8 protein-coding genes and 1 pseudogene are annotated in these 14,108 nt (G+C 34.1%); 1 reads left to right on the top strand and 8 read right to left on the bottom strand.

Features of this window, described 5'->3' with window-relative positions; translation table 11 throughout:
• Positions 1-794 precede the first annotated feature (794 nt).
• The 7 genes and pseudogenes from OLM52_RS04275 to OLM52_RS04245 form a co-directional block, all read right to left on the bottom strand.
• Complete coding sequence (locus OLM52_RS04275) at positions 795-1,193, bottom strand: DUF2452 domain-containing protein (protein ID WP_264549905.1); 399 nt, start codon at positions 1,191-1,193, stop codon at positions 795-797.
• Between the two features lie 3 nt (positions 1,194-1,196).
• On the bottom strand, positions 1,197-1,499 hold the full coding sequence (locus OLM52_RS04270) for a TIGR03643 family protein (RefSeq protein ID WP_264549904.1): 303 nt from the start codon (positions 1,497-1,499) through the stop codon (positions 1,197-1,199).
• 211 nt (positions 1,500-1,710) lie between these two features.
• Positions 1,711-2,573, bottom strand: a pseudogene (locus OLM52_RS04265) (bestrophin family protein).
• 59 nt (positions 2,574-2,632) lie between these two features.
• Positions 2,633-3,937 carry a TolC family protein gene (locus tag OLM52_RS04260; RefSeq protein ID WP_264549903.1) on the bottom strand — a complete coding sequence of 435 codons (1,305 nt, stop codon included), beginning with the start codon at positions 3,935-3,937 and terminating at the stop codon, positions 2,633-2,635.
• A gap of 130 nt (positions 3,938-4,067) precedes the next feature.
• Positions 4,068-7,154, bottom strand: a complete 3,087-nt coding sequence (locus OLM52_RS04255) for an efflux RND transporter permease subunit (protein WP_264549902.1) — start codon at positions 7,152-7,154, stop codon at positions 4,068-4,070.
• A 15-nt stretch (positions 7,155-7,169) separates the two neighbouring features.
• The gene (locus tag OLM52_RS04250) at positions 7,170-8,255 is read right to left on the bottom strand and encodes an efflux RND transporter periplasmic adaptor subunit (RefSeq protein WP_264549901.1); all 1,086 of its coding nucleotides are present in this window, start codon (positions 8,253-8,255) and stop codon (positions 7,170-7,172) included.
• A 158-nt stretch (positions 8,256-8,413) separates the two neighbouring features.
• The gene (locus tag OLM52_RS04245; RefSeq protein WP_264549900.1) at positions 8,414-10,951 is read right to left on the bottom strand and encodes a DUF559 domain-containing protein; all 2,538 of its coding nucleotides are present in this window, start codon (positions 10,949-10,951) and stop codon (positions 8,414-8,416) included.
• A gap of 316 nt (positions 10,952-11,267) precedes the next feature.
• On the opposite strand from OLM52_RS04245, the gene OLM52_RS04240 reads away from it, so the two are divergent.
• Positions 11,268-13,325 (top strand): M1 family metallopeptidase, encoded by a 2,058-nt coding sequence (locus tag OLM52_RS04240; protein ID WP_264549899.1) that lies wholly within the window; start codon positions 11,268-11,270, stop codon positions 13,323-13,325.
• Between the two features lie 11 nt (positions 13,326-13,336).
• Here OLM52_RS04240 and OLM52_RS04235 read toward each other — a convergent pair whose 3' ends face one another.
• Positions 13,337-14,107, bottom strand: a complete 771-nt coding sequence (locus OLM52_RS04235; protein ID WP_319800220.1) for a superoxide dismutase — start codon at positions 14,105-14,107, stop codon at positions 13,337-13,339.
• Position 14,108 lies beyond the last annotated feature (1 nt).

The raw sequence follows: 14,108 nt of genomic DNA, 5'->3' as shown, positions 1-14,108 counted from the left end.
TATTAAATAAAAAATTAAAAAGGCAATTAAAAGACAAATAAAACTGATGTATAAATCACTTACTTTTTGAATCTTTTTTTGACGAAAATCTTTAATTAAATTTAAAACCCAAATTATAAATATTAGTGTAGAAAAATAAAAAAAATAGGTTTTCATAAATTATATACTTTTTAAGATGACAATACATTCAAATTACAATCGAATGCATACCTTTTTTTATGATAGTATGGAATAAAACTACAGTCGTTTTAGCGTATTCACTATACATATTTCGTTCACATTCTTGCTACGTTAGTTATGTCTAGTTCCATCGTACTTATAGTTTCATAAAAATAGAAAATAACAAAACAACCCATCTATCGAAAAGTGTGATGTGTTATTGATAATTGATAAAAGTTGTTGCAAGTAAATGAGTACGTATTTACATAATTTATTTTGCGGTTATTTAATTAGCAATGAGATGCTGAAACGAGATGCTGAAACGAGTTCAGCATGACAAAAGAGAGATGCTGAAACGAGTTCGGAATGACAAAAGGAGAGGAGATGCTGAAACGAGTTCAGCATGACAGAGAAAACAAATTATACGCACGGATTGTCAACCTGAACTTACTTACTTCGTCAATTCGCAAGCTCGGGTCAGGTTCTAAAGAGAGTGTGAAATGAGATGCTGAAACGAGTTCAGCATGACAAAAGAGAGAGATGCTGAAACAAGTTCAGCATGACAAAAGAGAGAGATGCTGAAACAAGTTCAGCATGACATGGAGGTGGAGAATAGCGCTACTTAATTAGTGCTTTTATTCGATAAAGATCCATTTTTTATCACTGTTGAGACGGAAAGTGCCCAGGTGTTCTCTGTTACATTCTGTGGGTGAAATTAATGATAGAAAGTTGAGGCCATCAGCTCCACGGTAGAGGTGGTATAGCTCCCCAATGACTGGTTCAAAAGAGAATTTAGCACTGTAGACCAATTCATTGTATTCGAACTCTTTCATTAGGCTTTCGTACTGTTGTTTGAGTTCGTTGAACTTGTTTTCAAATTCTTTATTGACATTTCTAATGCCTCTGCTTTTGAAAGCGACTACATCATCAATTTGAATTACGGGTGCGCCTACATTGGTTCCGTAGCGCATTAGGCTTGCGTTGTAGCCTTCTTTTTCAGAATACACTACATTATCTGGTTTTTTGGTTTCCATAACTTACCTTTTAGCAATTTTATTGTTGGAGATGCTGCGTTGTCGTGTGCATTTGAATCGGTCGATTGCTGCATTGCGTTTGGCGCTGTGTTTGGTTTTGCAATTTTCTACACGGGTGCGCCACAGTTTGTAACTACTAAACTTGAGTTCTTTTTTCATTAATGCTTTTACCTCGGCTTCCGCTAGTCCGAATTGGAAGGTAATGGCATCAAAAGGTGTACGATCTTCCCATGCCATTTCAATAATGCGATCGATTTGACTTTCGGATAAAGCTTCGTTTGTAATGGTTGCAATAACAGGTTTCATTTTGTTTATTATTATGAGTAAATAATTAAACAAAAATAGATAATATTTGTGTTAAAAACAAAATAAATTGTAAAGGGCTTAACGATAAAAATAGAAGGAACCTGATTGGGTTTTTCAAAATCTATTTTATGTGATTATTTATCTTACTACTAATTTTTAAACCATTAGGATTTAAAGAAAAATCATTTCTGAACTGTTGATTATTAATTGCTTAAATTATTTCTTCCACATGTTTTTTAATATTGGAAGCAATTTTTGTCATGGGTAAATCGTTAGCGTCGTTGCCAAATGGGTCTTCGATTTCTTCTGCGATTAATTCTAAACTCGCTAAAACATAGAAGATGAAAATTACCACAGGTATTACATAATAGCCTAAGCTGAATACGAATCCAAAGGGTAAAGTCATTACAAAAAAGAAGATGAATTTTTTGATAAAAGAACTGTATGAGTAGGGAATAGGGGTGTTTTTTATACGCTCACAAGCCCCACAGATATCGGTAAACGATTGCAGTTCAGCATTGATAATGTAAAATTGATCCCCCGTTATTTTTTTTGAAGTGTACAAGTCATTTGCTTTTTGAAATAGCATTTTAGCCACCTGATTAGGGCGGTGTTTGTGGTGATCCATTTCTAACTCTAAGCCTTCAAACAGCATTTTGCTGACTTCTTCATTTAATAAATGTTTAGAAAGTACTGAGGCATAAGCAGGAATTACTTTTCTAAAAAATTTCTATCGCTTTCATCTGTGGTGTAGGCAGCTATTTTTATGGCTAAGTTTCGGCTGTTGTTTACTAAAGCGCCCCATTGTTTTCTGCCTTCCCACCAACGGTCATAGGCGGTGTTGGTTCGATAGGCTAACAATAATGACAATACAAAACCTACTGTTGTATGCATTACGGTAAGGTTTTTTACATGGCTATTTTCGGAAAGGTTCCAATATTCTAACTCTAAATAAGCGATGCCTCCTGCATACAATCCAATGAAAATCATCATGGGAATCAGTTGACGAAAGGTATCTGATTCGTGAAAACGAAAAATGAAGGTAATCCAGTCTTTAGGGTTGTATTGAACCATTTGTAAGTTAAAAGTTATAAGTTATAAGTTAAAAGTTATAAGTTAACAGTAAAAATATATTAATTTAGTTGTAAAGTACCTGCTAATTCTTTTAAGTTAATTTCGGAAAGTTTGGTTAGGTATTGCGCATTGGAATAACGAACGGATGCCTCCACAAAATTTTGTTGAGCGGTTCTAAACTCGATGGTAGTAATGGTCCCGATTTTGAATTTTGCCAAAGTAATATCTAGGTTTTGTTTTGCGATTTCGAGGTTTTTTTCTTCTACTTTTACGAGTTCCAAATTGGTTTGGTAACTTGCATACAAAGTAGCTAATTGTGCCGTTAAAGCTAATTTTTGCTGTTCCAATACTAAGCCAGCATTCTCCACTTGATATTTTGCAACTTTTTCATTTTTATTTTGTAAAAAGCCATTAAATATTGGCACTGTAGCGGTTACTCCATATACAAAACCTTGTCCAGAAGATTGGGTAATAAATCCCAACGAAGCCTCAGAGCGTGTAAAGTTATATCCAGAAGTAATTCTAACGGTTGGATAGCGATTGCCCTTGACCTGTTTTAGATTCAAATCGGCTACTTTTTTTTCTAAAATTTGCGCTTGTAACAGCGGGTTTTGTTTTTCAGCAGTTTCTTTGAGTGCATTGAAATCTAAATTTTGATCAAATGCGATTTCTTTGGCTACTTTAAAATCAGTTTGTATCTCACGAATCAATAATTCATTCATTCTGATTTTGGTATTGCGGTATAATTCTTTTTGTTTTAAAAGCAGACTTATATCACTGTTCAAGTCTACTTGTGCATTCAATACTTCTAATTTTGAAGCTTTTCCAATACTAAAACGATTTTGTGCGGTAGTTAAGCGTTGGTTAGAAATCACAATTGCGGTGTCAATTGATGCGATTACTTGTTGTTGTTGTACCAAATCAAAATAGGTTAGGTATACATCGCTAATTTTAGTTAAAATAGCCGCTTGTAATTCGGCTTTTCCTTGTTGTTCCAAAACGTTCAATTGCTCTTTTCGGGCAAACATACTTAAGCCATCAAAAATAGTCCAATCTAAACCAACGCCATAGGTTAAATTCATGTTTTTGGCATTGTCTAGTTCCCTTTCAGAGCCATCACCTTGGGTTTGTTTGGTATCCAATTGACTGTTGTTGTTTGTAAAATTTGCATTTAGGGAAGGCAACATTCCCGCATTGGCTAAATTGTTATTGGTGGCATCTATTTTGGAATTGTTTTCCGCAATTTTAATATCATAATTGTTTTCTAATGCAATTTTTACGGCATCTTCTAATGAAAGCAATTCTTGTGCTTGCACAGAAATTCCAAGAATAAAAATGAATAAAGTTATATATAAATTTCGCATAATGTTTTTGTTTGCCACGGATTCACAGATTTTTTAATTTTTATAAAGCATACTTCATTTGAATTAAGTACCGATGTATTGGATTCTAATTTTGCTTTCCAAATTTTAATTTGCGAATCTGCGGTTTATTTTATTTCTCTAAAGCGTCTAAATTATCAAATTCAGGTCTATGTTTTTTGGCTTTCGACCACATTAAATAAATGGCAGGAATTACAAATAAAGTTAAGATTAACGAAAACATCGTTCCTCCTACAATTACAACTCCCATTCCCATTCTACTTGCAGAAGCTGCTCCAAGTGATAAAGCAATTGGTAACGCACCTAAAGCAATGGCTAAACTGGTCATTAAAATTGGTCGTAAACGCGCTTCAGAAGCTTCTAAAATAGCATCGTATTTTGATTTTCCTTGTTCGCGCAGTTGGTTGGCAAATTCAACAATTAAAATTCCGTTTTTGGTTACCAATCCAATCAGCATGACGGTTCCAATTTGGCTAAAAATATTCCATGTTTGTCCAAATAACCACAGTGAGAATAAAGCTCCCGCTACAGCCATCGGTACCGTTAGAATGATGATAAACGGATCAATAAAACTTTCAAATTGTGCGGCTAAAATCAAATAGATTAACAGCAAAGCCAAACCAAAAGCGAAAGAAGTATTCGAACTACTTTCAACGAAGTCACGCGATTCACCACCTAAATCGGTTGTAAAGGTATCGTCTAATACTTTTTCTTTGATTTCGTCCATGGCGTTGATTCCGTCAATCATACTTTTACCCGGTGCTAAGCCAGCAGAAACTGTTGCTGACATATACCGATTGTTGTGAAATAATTGTGGTGGATTACTTTGTTCTTCTACTTCAACTACGTTATCTAATTGTATTAGTGCGCCAGCTTTATTTTTAACAAAAATTGAAGTCAAGTCTAAAGGTGCATCACGGTCTTTTTCGTCAAACTGACCAATTACTTGGTATTGTTTACCATTTCGCATAAAGTAGCCAAAACGTTGTCCGCTCAACGATAATTGTAACGTTTGCGCCACATCTAAAACAGAAACGCCTAAACTTTCTGCTTTTTCACGATTAATCGTTACGTTGATTTCAGGTTTATTGAATTTTAAGTTGACATCCACATTGGAGAACGTTTCGTTTTTACTTGCTTCTTCCATGAATTGCGGAATTTTCGCTCTCAATTGTTCAAAATTTGGCGCTTGAATAATGTACTGAATCGGTAAGCCACCGCGTCTGTTTACTGAGATAGTAGGTTGTTCAGAAACATTTACTTTTGCTTGTGGATATTTTTTGGTCCATTTGTTTAAGTCGTCTACTATTTCTTTTTGTGATTTTTCTCTTTCACTAGGATCAACCAATGCCAAACGTACCCTTCCTGCATTTACGGATGACGATAAAAAACCTGGGGATGTAATTACTAATGCCACCTTTTTTTCAGGAATAGAATCGTTAATTAAATCCGATAATTCTTCCATGAAGCGGTCGGTGTATTCATACGTTGCCCCTTCGGGAGTTGTAACACTAATGATACCTAAGCTTCTATCATCGTAAGGAGCTGTTTCTTTAGGAAGAATTGCAAAAAACAATACAATTAGTCCAATACAAACCCCAATGATTGGAAAACTTAACCATTTTTTATTTAAAAATTTAGTCAAGGAATTGGCATAACCTTTATTTAAATTTACAAAGAAAGGTTCGGTAAATTCATAGAATTTGGTTTTCTTTTGTTCGCCACCTTTCATTAAATAAGCATTTAACATAGGTGTTAATGTTAAGGATACAAAGGCCGAAATTAGCACTGCAGCCCCAATGACTACGCCAAATTCTCGGAACAATCGCCCTACGAAACCTTCCAAGAAAATAATTGGTAAGAAAACGGCAGCTAATGTTACCGAAATCGAGATTACGGCAAAGAAAATTTCGTTTGAACCTTTGATTGCCGCTTCGATAGGCGACATACCTTCTTCTACTTTTTTAAAGATATTTTCGGTAACCACAATTCCGTCATCCACTACTAATCCTGTGGCTAAAACAATAGCTAATAATGTTAATACATTGATAGAAAATCCGCACAAATACATGATAAAAAAAGTTGCTATCAACGAAACAGGAATATCAATCAAAGGTCGGAATGCGATGGACCAATCTCTAAAGAATAAAAAGATAATAATGATTACTAAAACTACAGATATGGCTAAAGTTTCAGCAACTTCAACTACCGATTTTTTAATAAAAATAGTATTATCTAAAGCGATATCTAATTTGATATCAGCGGGTAAATCTTTTTTTAATTTTTCAATTTCAGCATAAAATTGCTCTGCAATTTCTAAATAATTTGTTCCTGGTTGTGGAATAACCGCTACAGCTACCATCGGGTTTCCAGATTCTGTAAACTTAGTTTCTAAATTTTCAGAAGCCAAAACTGCGTTACCAATATCACTTAAACGAACGGTTTTATTTGCATCAGAAACAATAATAATGTCGTTGAACTCTTTTTCTGTAGATAAATTCCCTAAGGTTTTTACCATTAATTCTGTATTGGCACCCGTTAATTTTCCGGATGGTAATTCTACATTTTGTTTGTCCAAAGCATTTCGAACATCGGCTACTGTGATTCCGTATGAATTTAATTTGATGGGATCCATCCAAATTCGCATTGAATATCTTTTTTGTCCCCAAATTTGAACACTACTGACACCAGGAATAGTTTGTATTCGTTCAGAAATTACGTTTTCAGCATAATCACTTAATTCTAGGGCATTTCTAGATTGACTTTGAACCGTCATCGAAATAATGGCATCCGAATCGGCATCAGCTTTCGAAACAACAGGTGGTGCATCAATATCTTGCGGTAAACTTCTAATGGCTTGAGAAACTTTATCACGCACATCATTAGCCGCTTCTTCTAAGTTTTTTTCTAATTTAAATTCTACTGTAATATTACTTGAACCTTGATTACTTGAAGAGGTAATGTTTCGAATTCCATCAATAGAATTAATTGCTTTTTCAAGAGGTTCGGTAATTTGCGATTCGATGATATCAGAATTCGCACCCGTATAATTGGTTCTAACATTAATTACGGCAGGGTCTATAGATGGGAATTCGCGAACGCCCAAATAACTAAATCCCAAGATACCAAATAGAATAATCAAAAGGTTGATTACTATAGTAAATACGGGTCTTTTTATGCTTAAGGTGGATAAACTCATTTTTAAGGGGGTAAGTTAGAAGTTAGAAGTTGGAAGTTTTGCTTGTTTTACTTTAACTTTAATATCGGCTTCGTCTTTTAAAGCCATAACGCCCGACGTTAAAATGGTATCTCCCGATTTTATGCCTTCCGTTACAATTACATCTTTATCAGTTCTTGTGATTGTTTCAATTTTAACTTCTTTTGCCTTTCCATTGTTTGCGATGTATACTACTTTTCCGTCTTGAACAGGAACTACCGCTTCAGAAGGAATGCTTATTGCTCCTTTGATATTTTTTAATGGAAGTTCAATCGTTGCAAATGTTCCGGCTAATAATGTTCCTTTTGAATTTTCTGCGATAGCCCTGATCTTTAAGGTTCGCGTTGAAGTTTCAATTTCCGGTTCAATAGCATAAATTTTAGCACTATATTTTTGGTTATTATTTGGAATTGTAAATTGAATGATTGTATTGTTTTCAACTTCTGAAGCATATTTTTCAGGAATTGAAAAGCTAATTTTGACTTGATTTGAGCTTACTAATTTTGTAATTAATGTAGCGGGTGTAACATAAGTTCCTGGTGAAATATTTCGCAAGCCAATTTTACCTGAAAAAGGGGCTCTAATGGTTGTTTTAGCAATTTGTGCTTGAATCAACTGCGTTTGCGCTTTTAAGCTTCTAAATTCGGCACTTGCGATTTCATATTCTTCTTGACTGATGGCTTCTTTTTGTAGTAATAATTTGGCTCTTCTTTCATTTTCGGAAGCCAAACTTTGTCTAGTAGTAGCTTGCGATAGTTGTGCGCGTAATTCGATATCATTTACTTTTACTAAAACTTGACCTTTGCTCACATTTGTACCTTCGGTGAAATAAATTTTTTCTACAATACCTGAAACTTCGCTTCTAATTTCTACATTTTCATTGGCTTCAATGGCCCCTGAAAGTGAAATGGTATTTGAGAAATTTTGTTCAGAGACAACAACAGCGTCCACTGTCATTGGAGGTTTTTTATCCCCTTTTTTGTTGTTTTTAGCCGATTCTTCAGCATTTGAAAAAACTCTATATCCGATTAATCCAAGTAGGGCAATAATTAGTAGCGTAATACTGATCGTTTTTATTTTCATGGTAATGAAGGCTTTTGTTGCTACAAAGCTAACTTTTACGAACTAATTATGCCAAAACCTTACCATTTATTTAACATTGTTGTAGATACAAATGTTGAAAGAAGTTTAAAAGTTTAGTTGTTTAAAAGTTTAAGAGGAAATAGTTTTGAAAATTTCAACTAACTAATATAATTCCAAATGGTTTTCTTTTTACTGATTTCAATAAAAGCTTCTCTTAGTTTAGCATGCTCAGGTTGTTCCATTGGTGCATCTTCTTTTAGGAGTTTTATTGCGTGATGCCTAGCCAATTGCAAAATGTCTTTGTCTTTGACTAAATCCGCAATTTGAAGATTTAACACCCCACTTTGTTGTTTGCCCATAATATCACCTGGACCTCGCAATTTTAAATCTACTTCCGAAATTTCGAAGCCATCATTGGTACGAACCATCGTTTCCATTCGGATTTTACTATCGTTGCTTAGTTTGTGACTCGTCATTAAGATGCAGTAACTTTGTTCAGCGCCACGCCCCACACGACCGCGTAACTGATGCAATTGTGATAATCCAAAACGTTCTGCACTTTCAATGACCATTACGGAAGCATTGGGTACATTTACACCAACTTCAATTACAGTAGTTGCGACCATAATATTTGTTTTTCCTTCCGAAAAGCGGCGCATTTCTTCGTCTTTATCGGCTGGTTTCATTTTACCGTGAACGATAGAAATGGAATACTGAGGAAGTGGAAAATCTCTTGAAATACTTTCATAACCGTCCATCAAATCTTTATAATCCATTTTTTCAGATTCTTGAATTAATGGATATACAATGTAGATTTGGCGTCCTTTTGCAATTTCATCTTTTAAGAATTTCCAAACTTTTAATCGGTTTGAATCATACCGATGAACTGTTTGAATCGGTTTTCTTCCTGGAGGCAATTCATCAATGACTGAAATATCCAAATCACCATACAAACTCATAGCTAAGGTTCGAGGAATAGGAGTAGCAGTCATTACCAAAACATGAGGCGGAATAGTTGCCCCACCAACCTCCCCAGAAGGGAGGCTTTCCAAGATTGCGGATATTTTTTTTACTGTATTTTCGGTATTATTAATTACTTCATCATTGGTGAAACGAATTACTTTAAAACCAATTTCATTTAATATTTGGGTTCGCAATTCGTCGGCTTCACTTTGTTCTAAAGTGTAGTGATAACCACCATCTACTTCAATTATCAGGTTTTTCTCTAAACAAACAAAGTCAGCAATAAAAATATCTATTATGTGTTGTCTTCTAAATTTATAGTTTAGATTTTTATTTCTTAAATAGTCCCAAAGAACATTTTCTGCTTGTGTGCTGTTTTTTTTATTTTCTGTTTTTAGTTCTTTTAAAAGTGCATATGTTGAAGGTCGAGCCGTTTGATATTTTTGTAATACACGTTCTGTTTCAACTCTTTTCTCTGGGTTAGGGGAAGCTTTTCCCCACAATTTACTTCTTTGTTCCACACCAAAACGATGCTGTTCATCTATAATTGCTAAACCTAAATTATGGAATTGAACTTTATCTTCTAATAAGGCATGTGTGCCAATTAAAATATCTAAAGAACCATTTTCTAGGGCTTCATGGATGATTTTTCTATCTGCAGTTTTGGTTGAACCAGTAAGGATTTTTATATTGATATTGAGTTCTTTAGCTAATTCGGTAATGCCGTTAAAATGCTGATTTGCTAAAATTTCAGTTGGTGCCATTAAACAACTTTGAAAGCCATTATCTTTTGCCAAAAGCATACACATTAAAGCTACAATTGTTTTTCCAGAACCCACGTCGCCTTGCAACAAACGGTTCATTTGAGCGTTGCTTCCTAAGTCGTTTCTAATTTCTTTTAAAACGCGTTTTTGAGCATTCGTTAAATCAAAAGGTAAGTGGTTATTATAAAAATTTGTAAAATTTTCACCTACGCGCTCAAAAGGCATTCCTTTGATTTTGTGTTTGCGAATCAGATTCTTCGTAATCAATTGCAATTGAATGAAAAATAATTCTTCAAACTTCAATCGGAATTGCGCTTTTGCCAATAAATCTTGACTCTTTGGAAAGTGAATATTGAATAAAGCCGCATTTTTTGGAATTAATTTTAATTCGTCTAAAAGATAATTGGGTAAAGTTTCAGAAAATAAGGCTTGGGTTTCCACAAACAATTGCTGCATCATTTTATTAATGACTTTGTTTGAAATCCCTTTGTTTCCTAATTTTTCAGTACTTGGATAAACGGGTTGCATGGCTGAACGAAGACTTGCTTTGTGTTCTTCTAACAATTCCATTTCGGGATGTGCCATGTTGTAAGTAGCGCCAAATTGCGTTACTTTTCCAAAAATCACATACGGAATATTGATTTTTATGCTTTCGTGGATCCATTTTTGACCTTGGAACCACACGAGTTCCATTTGGCCTGTATCATCGACAAAAGTAGCTACTAATCGCGAACGTCCTTTGCCTTGTTCAACCGTTTTTATATTGATGATTTTCCCTACGATTTGAACCTCTGAATTGCTGTTTTGGAGTTCGTTAATTTTATAATAACGCGTTCTGTCAATATAACGATTTGGGAATAAATTCAGTAAATCGGCATATTTATGAATGCCCAACTCCTTGCGCAATAAATCACCACGTTGTGGACCAACGCCTTTGAGATATTCTATGGGAGTTTCGAGTAAGTTCATTTTTAGTGTTCAGTATTCAGTGATCAGTGTTCAGTCTCAGTGTTCAGTCTCAGTGTTCAGTGTTCAGTGTTCAGTCTCAGTGATCAGTATTCGTTGTTTAACATTTTTAGTTTGAAACACATAGCCACATAAGTTTTACTAACTGTAGATTAAGAGCGTTTCACTTTTCAGAGTTAACATGGAAAATCAGTGTGAATCCGTTAAATCAGTGTCATCTGCGTTCTAAAACCAAAAGCGAAGATAGTTTATAATTTGTTAATTTAAAATCAGTGAAATTGAAAATGTTTATATTCGTACATTATTAAAATCCATCAAGATGTTTCGTATTCTTTTAGCCTTGTTTTTCATTAATTTGTCATTTGGTCAACAAATTAATAACGTTGATTTTATTAAATGTGATGCTTTAGTACTTCCAAATGCTTCAGAAAAAACAATTTCTGGAACTATTACGTATGAGTTAAAAGTAAAAAAAGTAATTGATACCATCAAAATAGATGCTAAAAATATGGAGTTTTCTCAAGTTATCATGAATGGAAACTTGGTGAAATTCAAAAATTCAGGAAAAACATTAGATTTATTCGAAGGGTTTAAGAAAGGAAAAAATAAACTAACTTTTAGTTATTCTGCAAAACCAAAGCAAACCCTTTATTTTACAGGTCAAGATGAAAATTTGCAAATTTGGACCCAAGGACAAGGACGTTATACCAGTCATTGGTTGCCCAGTTTTGATGATGTGAATGAGAAAGTAATTTTTAATTTGTCGGTCGAATTTAAGCAACAATTTCAGGTAATTTCTAATGGAAGCCTAAACAGAATTAGTTTTGTTACTTCTATTTTAAATGGAAAACAATGGCATTTTAAAATGCAAAAACCAATGTCTTCTTATTTAGTGATGTTGGCTATTGGAAATTTTGAAAGGCAATTTGCATCAACCAAATCGGGAACGCCATTAGAATTTTATTTAGATAAAAATGATGTTTCAAAATTTGAACCAACGTATCGCTATTCCAAAGAATTATTTGATTATTTGGAACAAGAAATAGGAGTGAAGTATCCTTGGGGCATTTACCGTCAGGTTCCCGTTCGTGATTTTTTGTATGCGGGAATGGAAAATACGACTTCAACAATTTTTGCACAAGATTTTGTGGTGGATTCAATAGGTTTTAACGATCGAAATTATATTAACGTTAACGCACACGAGTTGGCGCATCAATGGTTTGGTGATTTGATTACGGCGCAATCCGGAAAACACCATTGGTTACAAGAAGGTTTTGCTACCTATTATGCGTTATTAGCAGAGCGTCATTTGTTTGGCGATGATTATTTCTATGAAGAATTATATGATTATGCCGAACAATTAAAACGTGCTTCCAAAACAGATACCATTCCCGTAATGAATGAAAAGGCGAGTTCGTTATCGTTTTATAAAAAAGGGGCTTGGGCGTTGCATGTGATGCGAGAAGACATCGGGGCTAAGGATTTTCAAAAAGCCGTAAAAAAGTATTTAAAAAAATACAAATACAAGAATGTAAACACGGATGATTTCTTGAAAATTGTGAAAGCTGTTTCGGGTTATGATGTTGAAAATTTTAAAAAGGTTTGGTTGGAACAATCAGGTTTTGAGATGGAAATTGCTCAACGATATTTATCAAAAAACAAATTCATTCAAGACTATTTTGCTTTAAAGAAAAGCAACAAGTCGTTATCCGAATTAACCGAAATTCTAAAATCAGATGCCTATTATCCTGTGAAGCAATATATTGTTTATCGAACGCAAAATGTACCATTTGATGAACGTAAAGTGATTTTAGAAACTGCTTTGGCGACAAATGATGTTTTAGTACGAAGAGCAGTTGCTGAATCCACACCAGTAATTCCAGAAGCTTTTAAATCGCAATATGAAACGTTGTTGAATGATAATTCGTATCAAACAAAAGAAATTGCGTTAGTAAATTTATGTAAAAGTTTCCCTGACGATAGAGAAAAATATTTATTTCAAAATAGACGTTTGATAGGAAATAACGATAAAAGTTTACGTATAACATGGTTAAGGTTAGCCTATGATACACCAGCGTTTGAAACTCAAAGGTTAGATTTTTATTTAGAATTGTTGCATTATGCATCAGCTCATTATGAAAGTTCTATTAGGCAAAATGCTTTGGAAGCGCTTCTTTCAATTGATTTTATGAATGAAAAAGTAATTACACAATTGTTTTTAGCTACAAATCATCACAAATGGCAGTTTACCCTTTTTGCAAGAACAAAAATTCGTGAATTACTTAAAGATCCAGCTTACAGAACACAAATAGAACAATTGTCGTTTACTTCTAATGCCTCAATGAAAGCTTTATATTTAAAGTTTTTAAATGAGTAAGTATGTAAAAATTACAGTTTTGAGATGGCTAATTCATATTTTGCATTCACCACATTCCAATCGATAACGTTAAAAATTGCAGTTAAATAATCAGCACGTTTGTTTTGGTAATTCAAATAATAAGCATGTTCCCAAACATCAATTGCTAAAATAGGAGTTCCTTTAACTTCTGCATTTGGCATCAAAGGATTGTCTTGATTTGAAGTACTGGTAAGGGCAAGTTTTCCTTCATTAGTAATGACCAACCAAGCCCAACCACTTCCAAACTGATTGGTTGCAACTTCTGTTATTTTCTTTTGAAATTCGTCAAACGAGCCAAATTCTGTTGCGATTGCTTGTGCTAATTCGCCTGAAGGTGTGCCACCTGCTTTTGGGTTTAAAGATTCAAAAAACAAATTGTGATTGTAATATCCACCCGCGTTGTTTCTTAGCGCAGCATTTTTTAGGTCTAATTTTGATAAAATTTCTTCGATAGTTTTTGTTTCTAAATCGGTTCCCGCTATCGCTTTGTTTAATTTATTGGCATATCCTAAATGATGTTTAGAATAATGAATTTCCATGGTTTTGCCATCAATAAAAGGCGCTAAAGCATCATAAGCATATTTTAGGCCTTTCATTTTAAAAACGCCACCTTCATTTACTTTTACATCAGCTGGATTTCCAAAAGCTGTTTGTGTAACAGGAACTTCAGGATCAGGAATTTTTACTTCTATGAGTTCGTTATCCTTTTTACAACTTAAAAGAGTGGCGGCTAAAAAAGAAATGATAAAAACTTTTTTCATT

This window comes from Flavobacterium sp. N2820 (genome assembly GCF_025947285.1).
In the GTDB taxonomy this organism is placed as follows: Bacteria; Bacteroidota; Bacteroidia; order Flavobacteriales; family Flavobacteriaceae; genus Flavobacterium.
This window is presented reverse-complemented; position numbering and strand designations above follow the sequence as displayed.

Bases quoted from the DNA above. Each gene is read 5' to 3' on its own strand.
- OLM52_RS04275 (WP_264549905.1), bottom strand. From the start codon at position 1,193: ATGGAAACCAAAAAACCAGATAATGTAGTGTATTCTGAAAAAGAAGGC.
- OLM52_RS04270 (WP_264549904.1), bottom strand. From the start codon at position 1,499: ATGAAACCTGTTATTGCAACCATTACAAACGAAGCTTTATCCGAAAGT.
- OLM52_RS04260 (WP_264549903.1), bottom strand. From the start codon at position 3,937: ATGCGAAATTTATATATAACTTTATTCATTTTTATTCTTGGAATTTCT.
- OLM52_RS04255 (WP_264549902.1), bottom strand. From the start codon at position 7,154: ATGAGTTTATCCACCTTAAGCATAAAAAGACCCGTATTTACTATAGTA.
- OLM52_RS04250 (WP_264549901.1), bottom strand. From the start codon at position 8,255: ATGAAAATAAAAACGATCAGTATTACGCTACTAATTATTGCCCTACTT.
- OLM52_RS04245 (WP_264549900.1), bottom strand. From the start codon at position 10,951: ATGAACTTACTCGAAACTCCCATAGAATATCTCAAAGGCGTTGGTCCA.
- OLM52_RS04240 (WP_264549899.1), top strand. From the start codon at position 11,268: ATGTTTCGTATTCTTTTAGCCTTGTTTTTCATTAATTTGTCATTTGGT.
- OLM52_RS04235 (WP_319800220.1), bottom strand. From the start codon at position 14,107: ATGAAAAAAGTTTTTATCATTTCTTTTTTAGCCGCCACTCTTTTAAGT.